The sequence below is a fragment of the Micromonospora polyrhachis genome, assembly GCF_014203835.1.
Classification (GTDB): Bacteria; Actinomycetota; Actinomycetes; order Mycobacteriales; family Micromonosporaceae; genus Micromonospora_H; species Micromonospora_H polyrhachis.
In genome coordinates this window covers 3165810-3177925 of record NZ_JACHJW010000001.1, presented here as the reverse complement: position 1 = coordinate 3177925, position 12116 = coordinate 3165810, and the positions used below count along the sequence as shown (strand labels likewise).

Here is a 12116-nt window from a genome sequence, read left to right as displayed (position 1 = left end):
GGCGGACGTTGACCGGCGGCTGTGCCCGTCGGCTGTCGGCCGGTGCGGGGGGCGACTCCAGCCCCACTGGCTGATCACCCGGATCGCTCTCGTCCGGCACAATGGTGCATGTGCCGGTGGAGATGAGCCGCGAACACTTCGAGGAGTTGGTCGCCGAGGCCCTCGATGAGGTTCCGGAGGAGTTGCTCGGTCTGATGAGCAACGTGGTGATCCTGGTCGAGGACGAATCCCCCGCCGACGAGCCGGAGCTTCTCGGCCTCTACGAGGGCCACGCGCTGACCGACCGGGGCTGGGACTACTCCGGGGTGCTGCCGGACCGGATCCTCATCTACCGCAACCCGATCCTGCGGATCTGCGACAACGACGAGGACGTCGTCGAAGAGGTCGCCGTCACCGTCGTACACGAGATCGCCCATCACTTCGGCATCGACGACGACCGGCTACACGAGCTGGGTTGGGGCTGAACCACCCCACTGGACTGCGGTTTCATGGCTCTTGCGGCAGGTGCCTAGGCTCAGGGCGACCAGCCAGATCAGGAGGAACCGTCAGATGCGCAGTGCGCTGTTCTCCCCGGAGAACATGGAGAAGGAATCTGCCCAGCCCGGCATGCGGCTGCAGAACCACAAGATGCTGAAGATCGAGCTCAACGGCGAGGCCATGGCCCGGACCGGCTCGATGGTCGCCTACCAGGGGCAGGTGCAGTTCCAGGCGCTCGGCTCCGGCGGGATCGGCAAGTTCCTCAAGCAGAAGCTCACCGGCGAGGGCGTGCCGCTGATGAAGCTGACCGGCCGAGGTGACGTCTTCCTCGCCGACAACGCCTCCGACGTGCACCTGATCGACCTGGAGCCGGGGGATGCCCTGTCGATCAACGGCTCCAGCGTGTTGGCCTTCGACTCGACCCTGCAATACGACGTCAAGATGGTCGGCGGGGCCGGCATGATGTCCTCCTCCGGACTGTTCAACTGTGTCTTCACCGGGTACGGCCGGATCGCCATCACCACCAAGGGCACCCCGGTAGTGCTCAACGTCGACCAGCCGACCTATGTCGACCCGCAGGCCGCGGTCTGCTGGTCGGCCAGCCTTCAGACCGGTTACCACCGGGCCGAGCAGTTGGGCCTGGGCACGCTGATCGGTCGACGTACCGGTGAGGCGTTCACCATGAGCTTTGCCGGCCAGGGGTTCGTGATCGTCCAGCCGTCCGAGGAGCCGCCGATCGCCGGCAGCGGGCAGCAGGGACAGGGCGGTGGCGGACTGCTCGGCGGACTCATGGACTGAGCCGAGGCGGGTAGCCCGAGCCGAGGCACGCATCCGCCCGACCGGGCGATACCCGGTCGGGCGTGGTCGCTGGTCAGGGCGAGGCCGCTGGTCGGGTAAGAGCGCCGGTCAGGCGATGTCACCGGTCAGGTCAGGTCGCCGGTCGGGCGAGGTCGCCGGTCAGGTCAGGTCGCCGGTGCGCAGCCGGGCCAGCCAGGCCGACGCGTCCGCGTAGTCGACGTCGGTGCGTCCCTGGGCCGGGGCCGAGGGACGGTCACCCGTCGCGCCGCCCCAGCGATGCCTCGGATACGACCCGAGGAAGCGCACGTCGGCGCAGACCTGCCGGAGGCCACGGAGCGCCTCGCCAAGCCGTTCGTCGCAGACGTGGCCGGTGCAATCGAGGAAGAAGACGTACCGGCCCAGGGCCTCGCCGGTCGGGCGGGATTCGATGCGGGTGAGGTTGACGCCGCGTACGGCCAACTCCATCAGCACGTTCAGCAGGGCGCCGACCCGGTCGTGAGCGATGTAGACGGCCAGGGAGGTCACGTCGTCGCCGCTGGGTGGCAGGGCCGGGCCGGGGCGGGACACCAGGACGAACCGGGTCACCGCGTCCTTGTGGTCGGCTATCTGGTCGGCGAGGACGGTCAGCCGGTGTCGGGTGGCCCCGATCGGTGCGCAGATGGCCGCGTCGTACTCGCCGCTGGCGGCAGCGGCGGCAGCCGCGCCGTTGGAGAGCACGTCGACCACCATCGCGTCCGGCAGATGGTTGCCCAGCCAGCCCCGGCACTGGGTCGACGCCTGGGGGTGGGCGGCCACCGTACGGATGCTCTCCTGGACTGTCCCGGTGCGCGCCGCGAGCACGAATTCGACCGGTAGGACGATCTCCCTGGTGATCACCAGCGACTCGCCGGCCACGATCTCGTCCAGGGTCACTCCGACCGCGCCGCCGATGGAGTTCTCCAGCGGCACCAGGGCCGCGTCGGCGTCCCCGGCCCGTACGGCGTCCAGCGCCTCGGGCACGCTCCGGGCCGGCGTACGGCTGCCGTGCTCGGCGGCGGAGATGGTGCGCAGCGCCTGCTCGGCGAAGGTGCCCTCGGGGCCGAGGTAGACGAAGCGGGTGGGTGGGGTGCCTGGCATGGCGTTCAGCCTAGCCACCGGGGGCGGGGACTACCGTCCGCTCACAGGCGATGAACCGGATTCCGGTGGGTGCTCCGATTCGGACCGGGATGTTGCAGACGTCGGTACCGGCGGTGACCAGGGTCAGGGCGTTCGACTCGCCCTTGGTCACGACCTGTAGCGGTTCCCGGTCGGGGATCTGGACCACGCTGTACTGCCATTCGCCGGAGCAGAGCGGCCCCGTCGTCACGGTGATCTGGGCGCCGGCCGGCAGTAGCCCGGTCTGGCGGCGGAGCAGGGCGGTCAGTTGGGTCCGGCTCGGGCTGCCCTGACAGTCCGTCGTCGTCGACTCCGGGAAGCGTACGGTCGGTGAGGGGGTTGGGGTCGGTGCGGCCGACGGCGGTGGCGGGGTGGCCGTCACCGGCCCACTGGCGGTCGGGCTGACCAGGGTGGGCAGCGTGCTTCGTGGTGGCTCCAGCTCGGGTGGGACACCGCACGCGGCCAGCAGAGCGGCTACGGCGAGCACGCTGGTGATGTTCAGCAGCCGGGCCGACATGGCGCCGGGGGTCGGTACGTGCACCACGAGCCGACTCCTTGAAACATAGGCGTTTGCCATTGTGTCTGTTGTCGGGCCCCATGGTAGAGCTTGTGGATCGCGGGTGGGTGCTCAGGTGCTGATGCGGTGCCCGGCGTGGGTGAGGCTGGCCAGCGCCTCGGCGAGGCGTACCGAGGGCACCAGGAGGTAGTCGGTGTCGTAGGTCGAGAAGGCCACGATGTTCACCCGGGCATCGGCCAGGGGGACGACCATCGAGGCGAGGATGCCGGTCAGGGCGAGGTCCATCGGTCCGGCCACCTGGAGACAGCGCCACGGCGTTTCGACGGTGGCCTCGGCTGGTACCCGGTCCGCCGGGCAGATGATCGACACCTCGTCGGCGGTCCAGGTGACCGAGACGATCCCGGGATCCGAGGGACCACTCAGCAGACCGGGCGGCACCGACGAGCCGGCGGGAAGCCGGCACACGGCGTATTCCTCCGGCAGCAGAGCGATATCCAACATGATGGGAACCTAACCGTGAGTGGGGGCATGTCCCAACTCCGTAGGGTGCGGCGATCGCCACAATGGTGTGGCGTCGGCCGCCGACCTATTGCGGACGGTTACGTTGCGCTAACGGTCTGATGGCCGCAGGGTGGCGTATCGGGATAATCGTCAGATCTTGGCAAAGAAGGTGAGCGAGCCCGCTACCAGGCCCTGTTCCAGGATAGGGGTGCTGATGGCGTCGACAGTGGCGTCCGCGCCGCCGGCCGGGGTATTTGGGCGGACCCGGAGGAGTCCTCGGGCGAGACGGCCGGAGGCCAGTGCGAGCAGCGGTGGAATCTTGTCTATCTCCTGCTCGGTCAGTTCGGCCCGGGCGGCGGTGAAATCGAGCAGACGCAACTCTCCGCCGAGTAGCGGCCGGTCGACCACATCTACCGGCCGACCGAGGCCGAGTAGCTGGCAACAGGAGTCGGAGACCGCCGCGATGATCATTTGGAAGTCGATGAGCAGGCAGGGCTCGGCCGCTTGGGAGACCGTCGCGGACCATCGGGTGAAGCTGTCGTCGGGATCCGCCTCGGCCTGCATGCTGGCGGGGGGCAGGTTGGCGGGGGGCAGCGGTGCTTCCGAGAGCGAGAGTTCGACGTGCGCCACCGCGCCTCCTATGCACCCCGCCGGCTTATCCACGCTAAGCCGGTTCAGACCGGAACGCCGACGCCTGCCGCGACGTGGAACCGATCAGCATGACGTGGCGCGGCTCCGATGAGCCTCGCCACGTCACGGAAACGGCACTGGATGTTCGCCCCGGCAGGGTGGCACCGGTTGGTGACGTTACCGGTGGGTCGCCCGCTTGTCAGCGGCCGTTCGGCCGTCCTCGTACCACCGGTAGTCGGCTCCTGGCCGATATGACGAGCTTTGCCAGGTGCTCGGTGCCTGCGCGACCCGAGCGAGTTTCTCCGCGGTGGCGGCACTGATCCGGCTACCGCCGGCGATGAGCAGCCGGTCCAGCTCTCGGTGGGTGGCGACGAGGCATTCCTTCGGCAGTCCGTAGACGCTGATGACGCCCGACCCGACGAAGGTCAGCACCGGGGTGACCGGCACGCTCAGGCCGACCGCCTTGCTCAGCGCCTTGCTCGCCCGTTTGGCCTCCCGGCGTGCCTCGGCCACGTACGCCGGGCGCTTGCCGTTGATCTGCACCACGTCTCCAGCGACCATCACCCGGGACCGACCGTGGTCGGCGATGGTGACGGCGAAGAGCCCGCTGGGGCCGATGGCGAGGAATCCGGCCCGCTCGTCCTGGGCGCCACGACCCAGGTCGAGTGGATTCGCCTCGGGTACGTCGGTGCGTGGCCAGTCGATCACGTGCCAGGACGGACCCAGGTGGTCGAGTTGGTTGAGCGCCCGGGCACCGGCTGCCTCTACCCGACGGGCATCGCGTTCGGCCCGACGCCGCCGGGCCCAGTCCATCGGACTGGGGCGAAGCGGTTCGAGCATCCCGGGCGAGTCGGTGGCGGTCCGTGCGGTGGGGGAGGGCAGCGCCCGGGGGGAGGGCACCGCTCTACGCGCGGGAAATACAGTCATCGTGACCTCCGGCAAAAGGTCCTCGAAGTTATCCTTCCACTACAGTACGTGGTGACACCGGTAGTTCGGCAAGTCGAAGCGCCGGAGTGAGTCCGGATGAATGCCACATTCACGGAGAGCCCTATTTCCCGGATGGCGTCAACCGCTGCCTTACGCTGCGGAAATGAGTCATTACGCTGACAGCGAAGTGGGGCGACTCACTACGGTCCTGCTGCACCGGCCCGGGCCAGAGCTTGCCCGGCTGACGCCACGCAACAATGACTCACTGCTCTTCGACGCCATTCCCTGGGTCGGTAGGGCTCAGGAAGAGCACGACGCCTTCGCCGCCGCGCTGCGCGAGCGTGGCGTCGAAGTGCTCTACCTCGGCACCCTGCTCGCCGAGACACTGGCCATCGACGAAGCCCGGACGGAGCTGACCGACTGGGTGCTACGCGATCCCCGGCTGGGCGGTACGCTGCGCCGCCGGGTCGCCGACCATCTGACCTATCTCGACCCGGTGGCGCTGGGCGACATACTCGTCTCCGGTCTCGCGCACGAGGAACTGCGGATCGGCTGGGACAGGCCCGGCGGCCTGGTCTACACGCTGATGGACCGGCACGACTTCGTCATCGATCCACTGCCGAATCTGATCTTCACTCGGGACCAGTCGGTGTGGATCCGGGACCGGGCGGCGGTGATGAGCCTGGCCATGCCGGCCCGCCACCGGGAGACCAGCCTCACCGATGCGATCTACCGGCACCACCCCCGGTTCGGCGGCACCCAGTTCGTCTACCGGCCCGACTTCGAACACGTCGAAGGCGGTGACGTATTACTGCTGGCTCCCGGCGTGGTCGCCGTCGGCGTCGGGGAACGCACCACCCCCGCCGGAGCCGAACGGTTGGCCCGACAGGTCTTCGCGGGCGGGTTGGCACACACCATCCTGGTGGTGCCGGTGGCCCAGCGACGGGCCACCATGCATCTGGACACCGTCTGCACGATGGTCGACGTCGACGCGGTGCTGATGTATCCGAACCTCGCCGACTCGCTGTCGGCGTACACGGTGGTCGTCGACGCCGACGGCGAGTTGCAGATCGACGGTCCAGCACCGTTCCTCCGGGCGGCGGCGGACGCGATGGACCTCGACACGTTGCGGGTCATCGACACCGGCCTCGACCCGGTCACCGCCGAGCGTGAGCAGTGGGACGACGGTAACAACACCCTCGCCATCGCGCCCCGGCTCTGCGTGGCGTACGAGCGCAACGTGGAGACCAACCGGCTGCTGGAACGGGCCGGCATCGAGGTGATCCGGATCGCCGGCTCCGAGTTGGGCTCGGGCCGGGGTGGCCCGCGCTGCCTGTCCTGCCCGCTGGTCCGCGACGGTGGGACGGACGGTGGGACGCCGTAGCTCCGCCCGCTTTGCGGTTGGGAAGGTCCCTTCCCACGGCAGGAAGCGATAGAAAGGGGCCCTTCCCAACACCTAGCGAATCACCTAACGAAGCGTCAGTTGACGACCGAGCAGGCCCTGCCGGGAGCGGCGGGCGGCGGCGTCCAGCGGCGTCGAGTCGGCCAGCGTCTCGGCGTACCGCTTGGCGAACTCGGCCAGCGGGGTCTCCCACTCGCTGGCGGCCGGGTCACGGGGGATGTCCCACACGGGCACCAGGCGACCGTGCGCCCGGAACATGCCGGCGAACTTCGTACCGTCGCCAAGCAACAACTCACCGGCTGCGCTGAGCCGGGACAGCGCGTCGAGGGCGGCGTCCTCGCTGTCCGGCAGGACCCACCGCACGTGTGCCTTCTCCGGCACCTGACACCAGTACGCGGCCGGCGCGGCGGCGAGCCGAACGGTGGGGTAGATCGAGGCATCAGCACGTTCGAGCGAGGCCCGCACGTTCGGGTCGTCGGTGGCCCCCTCGTCCAGCCAGAACTCGAAGCCGTCATGCATGGTGACGTCGAGCGGCCCGTCCACCAGGATGTCCTGCAGGCGTGGTCCCTCGCCCGGCAACGCGGGGACGGACACGGTCCCGCCGGGCGTGGTCTCCAGGGCGCACAGGACGGCTACGGCGAGGTCCCGGGAGATGTCGCCGGACTGGACGTGCCGTTGCAGGCCCAGCATGATCTGCCCGTCCGGCTTGGTGATCGCGGGGGCGGCCATCGGCAGGACGGTGGCCAGGGTCAGCGGGCGGTCGCCGTACTTCTCCACGAGGTCGGGAGTGAGCCGCAACGGTGCGGTGGCGGCGGGTACCAGCTCGCGGAGGGCGATCCACTCGGGCTCGTCGACCAGGCCCTCGAAGGGGCGGGGCACGAACACGTCCCGCAACTTCTGCCGCTTGGGGGCCGATTCGGTGGTGGATCGGGCTTGTTTTCGACGCTTGCTCACGGCGAGACAGCCTATGCCCCGAAGCGCGGCATCGTCGGCCCGGACCACATCCCGGCTACTGCGGTGCCGCAGTGACCCCCTGCTCGGCAGGAATACGCACCCCCTGCTCGGCAGGAATACGGAGCCCCTGCTCGACAGGAATACGCAGCTCCGCCCAGACACTCTGGCCGAGCCCGTCCCGTTCGACCCCCCAGCGCATGGTGAGCGCGGCCACGATGTGCAGCCCGCGACCGTCGAGCGCCTCCGGCCCGACGAGGCGCATCTGCGGCGCGGCGGCCGAACCACCATCGGTCACCCGGACCCCGACCACGTCGCCCTCCGGCCCGGACCGGAGCCGCCAGGCCAACCGGATCACACCGCCGGGGAGTGGATCGGCGTGGCGCACCGCGTTGCCGACCAGTTCACCGACGACCGAGACCACATCGGCCAGCAGGTGCGGGTCGATCACGTCGGACAGTTCGACGGTGAGCCGGTGGCGGGCCATCCGCGCCCCCTGAGCATGGTGTGGCACGACCACACACCATGAGCGCTCGGCCATTGCCGTCGACACGACGTTCCTCCTCGGACCCCGCAGTGAATCGGTCGCTGCGGCTCACCCTCGGGGAAGTCGCACTTCTGCGACCGTACCGCCCCCTTCCCGCGGACGGAGGGATACCCATCCATTTTGTCGTTCGACGATCCGCCGGACCAGATAGAGACCGAGCCCGGCCCCCGGGTAGCGGCGTCGGTCACCCGACTCACCCTGCCAGAACCGCTCGAATGCCCGCTCGACGTGCTCCGGGCGGATGCCGATCCCCCGGTCGCTGACCCGGAAGCTCACTACCCGCCGGTCGGCGCGTGCGCTGATCTCCACCGGCGTTCCCGGCTCCGAGTACTTGCCGGCGTTGGTGGCCAACTCGGTCAGCATCGTCGCCAGACTGGCCCGATCACCGAGGGCCTTGGGCAGGTCGACGGGCAGGTCGAGGAGTAGCCGGTGGCGCAGGTCCGCGGGCAGGTTGGCCGCTGCGGTGCGGAGCGCTTCGCCGAAATCAAAGGGTACGACCGGCGCGTCGCCCACCGTTCCGGCCTCGTTGGTGGCGGCGAGCAGCCGGTCGACCAGTCGGGCCAGTTCGTCGGCGCGTTGCCCGATCACCCGGGCCGCCTGCCGGCGCTGCGGTTCGGAGAGGGAGTCCCAGTGGTCGCTGAGGGTGTCCCCGTACCCCTTGATGACGGTGACCGGCGTGCGGAGCTCGTGACTGGTGACCGCGACGAACAGGTCGTGGTCCGGGATGCGTCGGTGCTGGTCGGTCACGTCCCGGAAGGTGACCACCCGATGCGCCGACGTACCCGACAGCTCGCCAGAGGTGATCTTGATCCATCGTCCGTCGGGGAGTCGGTGGTCGATCACCTGCCCCGACGGTGGAACCGGGAACGGCAACGGGCGGTTGAGGAGCTGCGCCGCAGGGCGACCGGTGATCCGTTCGGCGGCCGGGTTCCACAGCCGGACGAAGGTGTCCTGGTCGATGATGGCCAGTCCGTCCGCGAGTGCGGCGACCACCGGGCCATCGCCGTGCATCGGCAGGCCGGTCTGGTCGCCGTACAGGTGCGCGATGCAGGCGGCCAGATAGGTGAGGACCACCCGCTGCTCGGCGTCGTAGCCGATGTCGGTCTCCGCGAAGAGGGCGTGCAGGCTGCCGACCGTCAGGCCGCTGATCTCGGCTCGGGCGGTGAGCATCTGTCGCATGCCCCGGCCGATCAGTTGGTTGGCCAGGTCGGCGGGTAGCGCGTCGACGCGGAGCTTCTGGGTGCGAGGCCCGGTCAGCAGGTTGCCGATTACCGGCTCGGCAGTGGACACCGGGCGGCCCACCGTCCACCGGGTCGCACCGGAGGCGGCCACGATGCGTCCCCCGGTCGGGCTGTACTCCACGAACACCATGCCGACCGCGCCGATGGACCGCTGTGCGACCCGAAGCAGCTGGTTCAGGACCGGCAACCCGGCGTCGCCGGAGTTGATCATTTCCAGGACGGCGGTGTGGCCGGCGAGGAGAGCGGCGTAGTCAAGGCGCTCCGGCATGCTCCGAGTCTGCCTCCTCCGGTCGGCATTGGGCAGTGCGGGTCACCGACCCAGACGGTCACCGACCCAGACGGTCGAGGACCAGGGCGGGCCGGTCGGTGATGATGCCGTCGACGCCAGCTTCGAGGACCAGGTCCAGATCGGCGGGTTCGTTGACGGTCCAGACGTAGACCGGATGGCCGGTGTCCCGCAGGGCGCGGATGAGCCGGGGGCGGGCGCGTACGAGGCTGATGCCCGGACCGGCGATCTGCGCCCCGAAGGGCAGCCGGGTCATCCGGGGCCACCTCGGTGCGACCTCCAGCAGTAGCACGGTGGGCAGCTTCGGGGCGAGTCCCCGGATCAGGCGTACGGCCAGCGGCGAGAAGGACATGACGGTGACCCGTACCGGATCGTCGGGTTTCGGGTCGGCCAGCCCATGCTGCCGCAGCATCGCGATCAGCCGGCGCTCGACGGTCGACCCGTACCGGGAGGGGTGTTTCGTCTCGATCAGCAACTGGACCGGTCGGCCGGCGTCCCGGACCGCCTGGAGCAGCCGGTCCAGGGTCAGCAGCCGGGTACGATCCGGATCGGCCGGCACGTCGCCCAGGTCGTCGCCTGGTTCGCCCTGGTGCCACGAGCCGAAGTCGAGCGCGTCCAACTCGGCCAGGGTGTGGGCACTGACCCGGCCCCGGCCGTTGCTGGTCCGGTCCAGCCGCCGGTCGTGTACGCAGACGAGGTGCCCGTCGCGGGTCAGCCGTACGTCGCATTCCAGACCGTCGGCACCCTCGTCGAGCGCGCGGAGGTAGGCGGCCAGGGTGTGTTCCGGCAGGGCCGCCGAGGAGCCACGGTGTGCGAACACCAACGGGGTGGCCATGAGGTCAGCCTAGAACCTGCGCACTGTGCGGCCGGCTGTCGCCCCGCTTGATCGGCACCGCGCCCCTTGACTCAGGAGTTGAGCTGCCAGACGGCGAAGTTGAGCGCGCCGGCGAAGGTCACCCACGCCCAGTAGGGCAGGAGCAGCGCAGCGGCCGTCCGGGAGATCCGCCAGAAGGCCACGACGGTCGTGCCGATCAGGAACCAGAGCACGACCAGGTCGGCGAAGGCCAGGCCGAGCCAGCCGGCGCCGAAGAAGAGCGGGGTCCAGATCGCGTTGAGCACGAGTTGGGCCGCGTACACCACGAGCGCCGGCCCGAAGCCGACGCGCCGCCAGACCAGCCAGCCAGCGAGCGCGATCAGCAGGTACAGGACCGTCCAGACCGGTCCGAACAGCCATGACGGCGGAGCCCAGGACGGTTGCTGGAGATCCTGGTAGGTCTCGGTGGTGTTCTGTACCCCCAGCCCACCGATGGCGGCGGCCACCGCGACCGCCGCTACGAACCCGAGCAGCACGACCCAGGGTCGGGCACCGCTGGTACGTCGGGACCGTTCCTCCGGGGCCGTCGTGCTGTCGTCCGTCGCCATGTCGTAGCTCTTCCCACGGCTGGCGACGGACAAACGACACGCCGGTGTCGTGGGGTGAGGGAATCGGTGCGATCAGTGCGCTAGTGCCGTGACCACGAACGTTCAGAGTGTCGGGGTCAGGCTGCGCGGGTGGCGGGTTGGCCCCATTGTCGTTGTCGTTCGCTGCGAATGCGGGCGCGTTCGCGGCGTTGGGCTGCCAGGACGTCGGGGTGGCGGGTGTTGGCGTTGCGCCAGCGCAGGTAGGTCTGCAGTTTCCGGGTCAGCGTGGGGTGGTTGGGGTGGTTCGAGCCGGCGATGACGAAGGTGCGTAGCGGCCCGAACTGGGCCTCGATCGGGTTGGCCCAGGAGGCGTAGGTCGGGGTGAAGCACAACTCGACCTTGTTCCGGGCTGCCCACCTGCGAATTTTGAGGCCTTTGTGTGCGGACAGGTTGTCCAGGATCACGTAGATCGGTGCCCCGTCCGGACGGGCGGCGCGGATCGACTTGAGTGCGGCGAGGGTGTTCACGGCACTCTTGCGGCATCGGACGACGCCCCAGAGTTGGTCGTCACCGATGCTGTAGCAGCCGTGGAACTGCCGGACGCCGTGCAGTTTGTGATAGTTCGCGGGCAGCCGGTGTGGGTGTCGGGCCGGTGCCCACCCGGCGCCGGCCTGCGGGCGGATCGTGAGGGGACCGAACTCGTCGAACGCGAACACCCGCTGCGGGAAGTGGCTGCTCACGTACTCGATCCGGGCGAGTTTGGTGTCCCGGTCAGGGTCGGTGGACTCCTTCCACGTTTTTGTCCGCTGGAAGGTGATCTTCTGCTGGTGCAGGATCTGCCGCAGCCGCTCCCGCCCGATACGGATCGGGCGGGCAGTATGCGAGCCCAGGTAGTCGGCGAGCTTACGCACACTCCAGCGGGTGAACGGTTTCCCCAGCTTCTCGGGGCGGGTGTTGGCCGTCTCGACGATGAACGCTTGATCGTCAGGACTGATCTGGCGGGGACGGCCACCCGCCCACTGAGGGTCCAGGCTGGCCATCCCCATCTCGTTGAACCGGTGGATGACCTGCCGGATCGTGTCCTCGTCGGCTTGGACGAGGCGGGCGATCGCCGGCACCGTGTTCCCGCCGGCCGAGGCGAGCACGACCATCGCCCGCCGTAGTCGGATCGCTGAACCGGTTCCCCGGCGAGTAATTCTGAGCAGCTGCTGACCCTCCTGGTCACTGAGCCGCCGCACACGTACAGGATCTGCCACCGCCACAGCCTGACCGCCACGACGCCGCCCAGCCGACAGGCCGGACGG

General features: G+C 69.3%; 14 protein-coding genes. 3 read left to right on the top strand and 11 right to left on the bottom strand.

The genetic code is table 11. The features are described from left to right. The first annotated feature begins 116 nt into the window (after positions 1 to 116). Positions 117 to 464, top strand: a complete 348-nt coding sequence (locus FHR38_RS13700) for a metallopeptidase family protein (protein WP_184539636.1) — start codon at positions 117 to 119, stop codon at positions 462 to 464. A gap of 85 nt (positions 465 to 549) precedes the next feature. Beyond that, on the top strand, positions 550 to 1275 hold the full coding sequence (locus FHR38_RS13695; protein ID WP_184535037.1) for an AIM24 family protein: 726 nt from the start codon (positions 550 to 552) through the stop codon (positions 1273 to 1275). Positions 1276 to 1434: 159 nt separating this feature from the next. Here the strand turns inward: FHR38_RS13695 and pheA are convergent, their stop codons facing one another. From pheA to FHR38_RS13670, 5 genes are all read right to left on the bottom strand, one after another. Further along, a complete protein-coding gene (pheA, locus tag FHR38_RS13690; RefSeq protein WP_184535036.1) occupies positions 1435 to 2391 on the bottom strand; it encodes a prephenate dehydratase in 957 nt (318 codons plus the stop codon). Between the two features lie 10 nt (positions 2392 to 2401). Continuing rightward, positions 2402 to 2953, bottom strand: a complete 552-nt coding sequence (locus tag FHR38_RS13685; protein WP_312882112.1) for a hypothetical protein — start codon at positions 2951 to 2953, stop codon at positions 2402 to 2404. An 84-nt stretch (positions 2954 to 3037) separates the two neighbouring features. After that, positions 3038 to 3427 (bottom strand): ACT domain-containing protein, encoded by a 390-nt coding sequence (locus FHR38_RS13680; RefSeq protein ID WP_184535035.1) that lies wholly within the window; start codon positions 3425 to 3427, stop codon positions 3038 to 3040. Positions 3428 to 3577: 150 nt separating this feature from the next. Continuing rightward, positions 3578 to 4057: a hypothetical protein gene (locus FHR38_RS13675; RefSeq protein ID WP_184535034.1), complete on the bottom strand. Its 480-nt coding sequence runs from the start codon at positions 4055 to 4057 to the stop codon at positions 3578 to 3580. Positions 4058 to 4234: 177 nt separating this feature from the next. Beyond that, positions 4235 to 4984, bottom strand: coding sequence for a hypothetical protein (locus FHR38_RS13670; RefSeq protein WP_184535033.1), 750 nt, complete (start codon positions 4982 to 4984; stop codon positions 4235 to 4237). 163 nt (positions 4985 to 5147) lie between these two features. Here FHR38_RS13670 and FHR38_RS13665 point away from each other — a divergent pair, with 163 nt between their 5' ends. Continuing rightward, entirely contained in the window at positions 5148 to 6368 is a 1221-nt protein-coding gene (locus FHR38_RS13665; protein WP_184535032.1) for an arginine deiminase, read from the top strand. An 84-nt stretch (positions 6369 to 6452) separates the two neighbouring features. Here FHR38_RS13665 and FHR38_RS13660 read toward each other — a convergent pair whose 3' ends face one another. The 6 genes from FHR38_RS13660 to FHR38_RS13635 all read right to left on the bottom strand — a co-directional run bounded on the left by FHR38_RS13660 (position 6453) and on the right by FHR38_RS13635 (position 12068). Continuing rightward, the gene (locus FHR38_RS13660; protein ID WP_184535031.1) at positions 6453 to 7340 is read right to left on the bottom strand and encodes a DUF5926 family protein; all 888 of its coding nucleotides are present in this window, start codon (positions 7338 to 7340) and stop codon (positions 6453 to 6455) included. A gap of 55 nt (positions 7341 to 7395) precedes the next feature. Further along, positions 7396 to 7878: an ATP-binding protein gene (locus FHR38_RS13655; RefSeq protein WP_184539632.1), complete on the bottom strand. Its 483-nt coding sequence runs from the start codon at positions 7876 to 7878 to the stop codon at positions 7396 to 7398. A gap of 54 nt (positions 7879 to 7932) precedes the next feature. Then, positions 7933 to 9393 carry a sensor histidine kinase gene (locus tag FHR38_RS13650; protein ID WP_184535030.1) on the bottom strand — a complete coding sequence of 487 codons (1461 nt, stop codon included), beginning with the start codon at positions 9391 to 9393 and terminating at the stop codon, positions 7933 to 7935. A 58-nt stretch (positions 9394 to 9451) separates the two neighbouring features. Further along, positions 9452 to 10246, bottom strand: coding sequence for a glycerophosphodiester phosphodiesterase (locus FHR38_RS13645; RefSeq protein WP_184535029.1), 795 nt, complete (start codon positions 10244 to 10246; stop codon positions 9452 to 9454). Positions 10247 to 10317: 71 nt separating this feature from the next. After that, positions 10318 to 10833 (bottom strand): TspO/MBR family protein, encoded by a 516-nt coding sequence (locus tag FHR38_RS13640; protein WP_184535028.1) that lies wholly within the window; start codon positions 10831 to 10833, stop codon positions 10318 to 10320. Positions 10834 to 10949: 116 nt separating this feature from the next. After that, complete coding sequence (locus tag FHR38_RS13635) at positions 10950 to 12068, bottom strand: IS630 family transposase (RefSeq protein WP_312882111.1); 1119 nt, start codon at positions 12066 to 12068, stop codon at positions 10950 to 10952. Positions 12069 to 12116: the final 48 nt, after the last annotated feature.

Coding starts and splice junctions, on each gene's coding strand:
- FHR38_RS13670 (WP_184535033.1), bottom strand. CDS start 4,984: ATGACTGTATTTCCCGCGCGTAGAGCGGTGCCCTCCCCCCGGGCGCTG.
- FHR38_RS13665 (WP_184535032.1), top strand. CDS start 5,148: ATGAGTCATTACGCTGACAGCGAAGTGGGGCGACTCACTACGGTCCTG.
- pheA (WP_184535036.1), bottom strand. CDS start 2,391: ATGCCAGGCACCCCACCCACCCGCTTCGTCTACCTCGGCCCCGAGGGC.
- FHR38_RS13645 (WP_184535029.1), bottom strand. CDS start 10,246: ATGGCCACCCCGTTGGTGTTCGCACACCGTGGCTCCTCGGCGGCCCTG.
- FHR38_RS13650 (WP_184535030.1), bottom strand. CDS start 9,393: ATGCCGGAGCGCCTTGACTACGCCGCTCTCCTCGCCGGCCACACCGCC.
- FHR38_RS13655 (WP_184539632.1), bottom strand. CDS start 7,878: ATGGCCGAGCGCTCATGGTGTGTGGTCGTGCCACACCATGCTCAGGGG.
- FHR38_RS13695 (WP_184535037.1), top strand. CDS start 550: ATGCGCAGTGCGCTGTTCTCCCCGGAGAACATGGAGAAGGAATCTGCC.
- FHR38_RS13640 (WP_184535028.1), bottom strand. CDS start 10,833: ATGGCGACGGACGACAGCACGACGGCCCCGGAGGAACGGTCCCGACGT.
- FHR38_RS13680 (WP_184535035.1), bottom strand. CDS start 3,427: ATGTTGGATATCGCTCTGCTGCCGGAGGAATACGCCGTGTGCCGGCTT.